Consider the following 6545-nt stretch of genomic DNA (forward strand, 5'->3'; position numbering starts at 1 on the left):
ATGTGACCATCGCGCTGCCGATCGAACTTTCGTCCGAGCAGAACATCGCGCTGATGCGAGACTTCATTGCCGAGCATATCACGTCAAAGGGTATGGTCGCGGACTGGGTCTATCACGATGCACCCGGCAACCCGCATGTCCACATGATGACGACATTGCGGCCTCTGAGCGAGGACGGGTTCGGTGCCAAGAAGGTTGCTGTTCTTGGACCAGACGGCCAGCCCATGCGCAATGACGCCGGCAAAATCATCTATGAACTCTGGGGGGGTGGCACCAAGGACTTCAATGCCTTTCGTGACGGATGGTTTGCTGTGCAGAACCGGCACCTGGCGCTTGCCGGGCTGGACATCCGCATAGATGGCCGATCCTTTGAAAAGCAGGGTATCGACCTGACACCGACCATTCATATCGGGGTCGGCGCCACCGCCATCGAGCGAAAATCGCAAACAGAAAACGGGCCGGCCACAGCCCGGTCACAGAAGCTCGAGCGGATCGAATTGCACGAGGAGCGGCGCGCGGAGAACGTCCGGCGCATCCAGCACAATCCCGGCATCGTGCTCGATCTCATCACCCGTGAGAAAAGCGTGTTCGGCAACCACGACGTAGCGAAGGTCCTCCATCGCTATGTCGACGATGCGGCGCTCTTCCAGAGTTTGATGGCGCGGATCATGCAGCATCTGGACGTGCTGCGTCTCGACCGCGAGCGGATAGAATTTACCTCCGGTGTCAGGACGCCAGCGCGGTACACGACACGCGAGATGATCCGCCTTGAGGCCGAGATGGCAAACCGGTCGATCTGGCTGTCCCAGCGACCATCGCATGGCGTCCGTCAGAAGATCATTGAGGCGGTGTTCGAGCGCCATGAGCGCCTCTCGGATGAGCAGAAAACGGCCATTGAGCATGTTGCAGGTCCTGAGCGGATTGTAGCCGTGGTCGGCCGCGCCGGCGCCGGCAAGACCACGATGATGAAGGCCGCACGCGAGGCCTGGGAGGCGGCCGGTTATCGTGTCGTTGGTGCCGCCTTGGCGGGGAAGGCCGCCGAAGGATTGGAAAACGAAGCGGGTATTCCTTCCCGTACATTATCCTCCTGGGAACTGCGCTGGGCCCAAGGTCGCAACCAGCTCGACGACAAGACTGTTATGGTCCTGGACGAAGCGGGCATGGTCTCCTCCAAAGAGATGGCACATCTTGTCGAAGAGGCAACGCTGCGCGGGGCAAAGCTCGTTCTCATCGGTGATCCCGAACAGCTGCAGCCAATCGAGGCAGGTGCCGCCTTCAGGGCCATCACTGAGCGCATCGGCTACGCCGAACTCGAAACCATCTATCGCCAGCGCGAGCAATGGATGCGCGACGCGTCGCTCGATCTCGCCCGCGGCAACATCGCCAAGGCTGTCGAGTCCTACAGCGCAAACGGTCGGATGATGGGATCGACCTTGAAGTCACAAGCTGTCGAAAACCTTATTTCCGATTGGAACCGTGAGTACGATCCGGCCCGGTCATCGCTGATCCTAGCCCACCTTCGCCGCGACGTGCGGATCCTCAATACCCTGGCACGCGCCAAGCTCGTCGAGCGCGGGCTTGTCGATGGCGGTCACGTCTTCAAGACGGAAGACGGTATACGTCATTTCGCCGCCGGCGATCGGATCGTCTTCCTCAAAAATGAAAGCTCGCTTGGCGTCAAGAACGGCATGCTGGCCAAGGTCGTGGAAGCCGCCCCGGGGCGTATCGTTGCCGAGATTGGCGAGGGCGAGCGCCGGCGGACTTTCAGCGTAGAGCAGCGGTTTTACAACAACGTCGATCATGGTTACGCGACGACGATCCATAAGAGCCAAGGCGCAACCGTCGACAGGGTCAAGGTTCTGGCCTCGCTATCCCTCGACCGTCACCTGACCTATGTGGCGATGACCCGTCATCGCGAGGATCTCGGCGTCTATTATGGCTCGCGATCCTTCGCCAAGGCAGGCGGCCTGGCCGAGCTTCTATCGCGCAAGAACTCAAAGGAAACGACGCTCGACTACGAGAAGGGCGCCTTCTATCGCGCGGCCCTTCGCTTCGCCGACGCGCGCGGCCTGCATCTGGTCAGTGTAGCGCGCACCCTCGTTCGCGACCGCCTCGACTGGATCGTTCGCGGGAAACAGAAGATCGTCAATCTCACCGCCCGCCTGGCGACGATCGGCGCACAGCTCGGTCTCAAGCGCCCGAGTCCCCATGTGACCCCGAAACCCTTCATGGAGGCAAAGCCAATGGTATCAGGCATCACGACGTTCCCGAAATCGATCGACCAGGCCGTTGAGGATCGTCTGACTGCCGATCCCGGTTTGAAGAAGCAATGGCAGGAGGTCACGACACGCTTTACCCAGGTCTTCGCCGAGCCGGAGACCGCGTTCAAGGCGGTCAATGTCGATGCCATGCTGAAAGATCCGGCAAGAGCGCAGACAACGCTTGCGAAGATCGCAGCTGAGCCGGAAAAGTTTGGAGCGCTCAAGGGCAAGACCGGCATCTTCGCCGGAGCGACCGAGAAGGCCGCGCGCGACACGGCGCTTGTCAACGCGCCTGCCCTGGTGCGAAACCTCGAGCGCTATGTCACGGCGCGGGCCGAGGCAGAGCGCAAGCACGAAGCGCAAGAGCGGGCAATCCGTCTCAGGGTCTCCGTCAACATCCCTGCCCTCTCGCCATCGGCCAGGCAAACGCTTGAGCGGATCCGCGACGCGATCGATCGCAACGATCTTCCCGCCGGTCTCGAATATGCGCTGGCCGACAGAAACGTGAAAGCTGAGCTTGAAGGCTTCGCCAAGGCTGTGTCCGAACGTTTCGGAGAACGCAGCCTGCTGCCGATCTCGGCAAAAGATGCAAACGGCGAGACCTTTCACAAATTGACGGCCGGGATGAATCCTTCGCAGAAAAGCGAAGTGCAGTCGGCCTGGAACAGCATGCGCACTGTGCAGCAACTCGTCGCGCACGAGCGCACCACGCTGGCGTTGAAGCAGGCTGAAACAGCGCGGCAAACCCAGACCAAGGGGCTCTCCCTCAAATGATTATGATGAAGCGTGAAGGTTGGACGATGCCTCGTCAACGACGCCGCGCCTGCGTCACGTTATCCGTGGCCGCCGGCATGTTTGGCGTCCTCTTTGCTGCCGGTTGGAGTGGTGGTCTGCGCATCAACACGACGCCGAGTGAGCCGCTCGGCCTCTGGCGCGTCGTTCCTCTCAATCGCCCGGTCCGATCCGGGGAAACGGTTTTCGTCTGCCCGCCTGACAATGCCGCCATGCGCCAGGCGAGGCAGCGCGGATATCTCCGCCCGGGACTTTGCCCCGGTGGGTTCGGTCCACTTATCAAGACGGTTGTCGCGTTGGCGGGACAGCGTGTGGACGTCACCGATCACATCGCAGTTGAAGGCGTACCAATTCCCGGATCGCCCATCATCGGGGCGGATGGACAGGGGCGATCGCTAAGGCATGATCGAAGCGGTATCGTTCCACCCGGAGAGTTGTATCTGCACTCCGACTTCATCGGCTCATGGGATTCTAGGTATTTCGGGCCGGTACCTGTTTCAGGCGTACTCGGTCTGGCGCAAGAGGTGTTGACCTATGCGCCGTGAGGTCATGGTGACTGCCGTTCTCGTCCCACTTGCAGTCGTCGTCGGGGCGGTCGGCTGGAGCGGCCAGGCGCTCCAGCTGCCTGCGGCAACCTTCTTCCCACTTCTGTGGGCCCTGTCGCCAACGCGGATCGCAGTGGCCCTCGTCGCTGTCGGCTATTTCCTGGCGGCGTCACGGGGTTTGCCGTCGGGCGTCGTCCAGTTCTTTTCAGCGGATGTCTGGGTTGGGCTCTGCTTCTGGGTCGCGGCGGCATCGTCCTTTGTCCTCATCCATTCGGCGCTATGGACGGCGCGACCCGGATGGGCAAAGCCTGCGCGCTATCTAATGGTCCTGGGTCTCACTGCTTTGCCGCCGCTCGGGATCACAGGCTGGGCGCATCCGCTGACAGCGGCCGGCATACTGTTTCCAGAATGGGGATGGTGGGGGCTTCTCGCGTTGACAGCCGGCCTGATCGGTCTCGTAACCCGGATCGGGCCGGCTATCGCCATTGCCCTGTCAGGTCTATGGCTTTGGTCCGCCGCATCGGGGACAAATCAGATTCTAGCGGAGGGGTGGCGTGGTGTCGACCTTGAAATGGGTGAAAGCCTTGGCCGCGATCAATCCCTTCAACGTCAACGTGACCTGGTGACGGCTGTTCGGCGTGCTGCCGGAACACGAGAGACCGTCGTCGTGCTTCCCGAGAGCACACTGGGCTTTTGGACGCCAACGCTTGAACGTTTCTGGCGGACTGAGCTGCAAGGAACGCACGTGACTGTGGTCGCCGGCGCGGCGGTCGTCGATGCGGTTGGCTACGACAACGTCATGGTGGCCATCGATGCGCATGGGGGGCGTGTCCTCTATCACGAGCGCATGCCCGTGCCGGTTTCGATGTGGCGTCCATGGGAGCGATGGACAGGAGAGACCGGTGGCGCCCGCGCCAACCTCTTCGCCAATCCCGTCGTCGAGGTCGCGGGCCGAAAGATCGCGCCTCTTATCTGCTACGAGCAGCTCGTACTGTGGCCCATTCTCCAGTCGATGCTTTATCGACCCGACGCGATCGTTTTGATCGGCAATGGCTGGTGGACGACGGATGGCAACATCGTCGCCATCCAGCGCGCGAGCGCCAAAGCCTGGTCCGCCCTGTTCGGCGTCCCCCTTGTGATTTCCTTCAATACTTGAACTTTGGAGCTTTCGTCATGGATGCTGCCTTTATCGCGGAATGCGCCGATCCCTCGCTGAAACCCGCCATCGTCGAGCAGTTCGTAGGCGCTGTCGGTCCTGGCGATCCGCTGGCCGTCACCGTCAAAGCCGGAGGGCGGCTCATCCTTGTACCAAAACCGAAGACCCCCGACGAGGCGATGGAGGTCGTACGCCAGTATGTCGGTCAGGCCGTCGTGCGTGTGGGCCTTACACAGTTCCCGGCGGGTGTCGGCGTGAAGGACGCGTCCGAGCTGAAACCAGATCTGATTGAGCCTTGCGAAAATCTTCGCGTGGGGACGAAGATGTTTTCAAAGATCATGCGCATCGTTGCAAAATGGTATGGCAACCCAACGAGCAAAGAGGTGCTTCCACAGATCTTTGAAGATGCCGTTTACGCCTGGAACACGGGCCAGTTTGAGGGTGAAGGCGTGTTTCAGGCGGAGGATCCAGGTGGAACAATCGTCGATCGGAAGAAAGTTTCTTTGGATGCCGCGGACACACCTGCTGATGCCAAGCCCTCCCAGAGCGAAGCGGAACCCTCAGACGAAAAGGAGGTTGGGACTGCGGGAATTCGGGTCGATCTATCCCGGATCGGTGGTCAGTAACGCGGAAACGCTGCAATCCGGCCGGGTATTCGCGCCCCTGAGTTCGTCAAGGCCATTCACCAAACTTGGATTTCGCGCGTCAAGTTAGCCAGGCGGGGATACTAGTGCCTACCGGGCCGCAACTTCGATGTCGGTATGTATAAAATCGTCTCCCTTGAACAGCAAAGGCGCCGAAAGGCTTTTGGCGAGCGCGTATGCGGCACAGTCGGCAAGGTTAAGCCTGGCCTTCGCATCGATGCCCTTGCCGTACTTTCCGAACGCCTCTGAAGCTCTTCGAGCCTGTTCCTCATCAAAGGGCAGGATCTGGACCCCGTTGTCTGCCAGGAAGAGCCAGAGGATTCGCTCACCTTCCGGTCCTCTGCGTCGTCGTAGCACGACCGCGCATTCATGGGCGTTGACGGCCGACATCGTGAGATTGTCGGCATCCTGAATTACGCGAGCGTATAAAGCGCTGTCGTCTTCCCGTTCGAGTATGGCGACCACTGCGGAGGAATCGACGACGATCATTGTTCGTTCAGGTCGTCGAGAATCTCTTTCGGCGAGGATGGGTCAAACAGCGGCAGGGCCGAGACCTTTTCGCCGACGGCCATCATCTGCTCGACGGTCATGCGGTTGCGAACAGGCAAATCAGTGGAAACGCCGAGCGCCGCAGCCTCACGTTCGAGGGCCGCGCGAATAAGATCATCCGGTCTGCGGCCCACACGGGCCGCAACCGTTCGGGCAAGCTGTTCGGTATCGTGTGTAAGCTGCAACATGGTCTCTCTCTAATTACAGTCCAGATATAAGACATTTTTGAAGACAATGACAGATGGATGGACCGTACTGGCTGAAAAGTTAAGTCGGTCGATACCCCGACACGTTTTTCGCGAATAAGCAAATTCCGAGGTTTTCAATCTCGCGGAAACGATTTAGAAAACCATTCCATTGTGGTCAACTTATGCGATTGAATATGCTTCATTCTTTACCCGGTCACTGTTCGCGCGCGTCGCGGTCCCTCTGACTGCCGACGCATTTCGCACCGCGGAACGGGTGCGATGTACAGGGAGAGTATGGATGTCAAACTGGGTCGAGAAACTGCTGGATATCACCGTGATCGGAAACGATCAGTCCATGGTGAAGGGCGCACTGGCCAATCTTGCTGATCGGTTCGATTTTGTGGGCTATG

Annotated in this window: 6 protein-coding genes and 1 pseudogene; 5 read left to right on the top strand and 2 right to left on the bottom strand. The window is 59.9% G+C overall.

The window, feature by feature from the left end:
* The 4 genes from traA to ACSQ3J_RS30985 form a co-directional block, all read left to right on the top strand.
* The coding region (gene traA, locus ACSQ3J_RS30970) for a Ti-type conjugative transfer relaxase TraA (protein WP_436041116.1) at positions 1–3035 on the top strand (3035 nt) is incomplete at its 5' end.
* 26 nt (positions 3036–3061) lie between these two features.
* Positions 3062–3598 (top strand): conjugative transfer signal peptidase TraF, encoded by a 537-nt coding sequence (gene traF / locus ACSQ3J_RS30975; RefSeq protein WP_436041117.1) that lies wholly within the window; start codon positions 3062–3064, stop codon positions 3596–3598.
* Positions 3588–4754, top strand: coding sequence for a conjugal transfer protein TraB (locus ACSQ3J_RS30980; protein ID WP_436041118.1), 1167 nt, complete (start codon positions 3588–3590; stop codon positions 4752–4754). Before traF ends, ACSQ3J_RS30980 begins: the two co-directional genes overlap by 11 nt.
* A 17-nt stretch (positions 4755–4771) precedes the next feature.
* Positions 4772–5380 (top strand): TraH family protein, encoded by a 609-nt coding sequence (locus ACSQ3J_RS30985; RefSeq protein ID WP_436041120.1) that lies wholly within the window; start codon positions 4772–4774, stop codon positions 5378–5380.
* 108 nt (positions 5381–5488) lie between these two features.
* Here the strand turns inward: ACSQ3J_RS30985 and ACSQ3J_RS30990 are convergent, their stop codons facing one another.
* Together ACSQ3J_RS30990 and ACSQ3J_RS30995 are read right to left on the bottom strand one after the other, a co-directional pair.
* Entirely contained in the window at positions 5489–5887 is a 399-nt protein-coding gene (locus tag ACSQ3J_RS30990) for a type II toxin-antitoxin system VapC family toxin (protein WP_436041122.1), read from the bottom strand.
* On the bottom strand, positions 5884–6135 hold the full coding sequence (locus ACSQ3J_RS30995) for a hypothetical protein (RefSeq protein WP_436041124.1): 252 nt from the start codon (positions 6133–6135) through the stop codon (positions 5884–5886). Before ACSQ3J_RS30995 ends, ACSQ3J_RS30990 begins: the two co-directional genes overlap by 4 nt.
* Positions 6136–6433: 298 nt before the next feature.
* Between ACSQ3J_RS30995 and ACSQ3J_RS31000 the strand changes: the two are divergent.
* Positions 6434–6545: pseudogene (locus ACSQ3J_RS31000) on the top strand (transcriptional regulator TraR); the annotation flags it as partial.

The organism is Rhizobium sp. LjRoot98 (assembly GCF_964252935.1).
Classification (GTDB): domain Bacteria; phylum Pseudomonadota; class Alphaproteobacteria; order Rhizobiales; family Rhizobiaceae; genus Pararhizobium.